Source organism: Vibrio sp. Vb0667 (assembly GCF_033391095.1).
This window is the reverse complement of the sequence record NZ_JAWPOL010000182.1, coordinates 1-1389: the sequence shown is the minus strand read 5'-3', so window position 1 is coordinate 1389 and position 1389 is coordinate 1. Positions and strand designations below refer to the sequence as shown.

Sequence of the window (1389 nt, the reverse complement as noted above, 5' to 3'; positions counted from 1 at the left end):
GCCTTGCAAAATCACTAAGTTAACGATGTCGATGAAGAATGCACCGACAATCGGCACCACCATAAATGCCTGTGGTGACGGGCCGAAACGGTTCACGATAGACCCCATGTTCATCACGGCTGTTGGTGTCGCCCTCAAACCAAAACCGCAGTGTCCACTAGAAATTACCGCCGCGTCGTAGTTGCTGCCCATGACGCGGAATTTCACGTAGTAAGCGAACACCGCGAGAATTACCGACTGCACGGCAAGGATGATCAAGAACGGAATGGCTAGATCAAAAATGTTCCACAGTTTTAGGCTCATTAGCGCCATTGCTAGGAACAGCGACAATGAAACCGTACCGAGAATATCCACGGTTTCTAAGTCGACTTTGCGAACTTTCGTCACTTCCATGATGTTGGTGATCACCACACCAATAAACAACGCGTAGACAAAATCCGGAATCATCAACCATTTGATGCCAAAGCTGCTCACCCAGTTTTCTAGATAACCCGCCCCTGTCACACACAACAAAATAATCGACAAGCTTTCGACCACTTTCTTTGCAGTAACTCGGTCTTCTTCGTGCTCGTTATAAGTCACGAGTTCAGGAAAACGTTGGTGACTTTGATTTGTACGGCCGTATTCCGATTCTAGGTTGTTTTTGTCTATCAAACGCTGTGCCACTGGGCTGCCGATGATGCCGCCAATCACCAAGCCAAACGTCGCAGATGCCATCGCAACCTCAAGTACGTTATGTAGCCCGTACATATCTTGGAAAGTCTGCGACCAAGCTGCGCCTGTTCCGTGACCACCAGAAAGCGTAATGGAACCCGCAATTAACCCCATTAGCGGATCTAAGCCCAATGCGGTCGCCAAAGACACACCAACGGCGTTTTGAATAAGAATGTACGCTGATGCCACCGCGAGAAAGATAAACACCTTCGCACCACCTTTGATCAGTTGGGTGTAGTTTGCCGCTAATCCAACGGTGGCAAAAAACATCAACATAAAGGTATTTTGCAGTGGTAAATCGAAGGATAAATCAACGCCATTAAAGTGCATTGCGGTAATCACACAGGCGATGACTAACCCACCAACAATCGGTTCTGGGATATTAAATTTTTTTAAAATTGGAAGTTTGGTGTTGATAAATTGCCCTAGGAACAACACACAAATAGCGACGAGAAACGACTCCTGTGGGCCGATTGAAATAACATGATTCATAAAACCTCTTTTTTCCTTTTTCTCATCCGCTGAGTAATGCTTCAACGAGAGATAGGTAACGAATCCAATCAGGTTGCCTATTGAGTCCTTATTTTTCTAGGGTGAATTCCACTATAATTCTCACTAAATAAGAATGTTTTAATTTTAATATTCAATAAATTCTCACTCAGTGCTAAACACAAG

1 protein-coding gene is annotated in these 1389 nt (G+C 44.9%); it reads right to left on the bottom strand.

What is annotated here, in order from left to right; translation table 11 throughout:
• Nucleotides 1-1206, bottom strand: a 1206-nt coding sequence (gltS, locus tag R8269_RS24455) for a sodium/glutamate symporter (protein ID WP_318222807.1), incomplete at its 3' end; no start/stop codon positions are given.
• Nucleotides 1207-1389 lie beyond the last annotated feature (183 nt).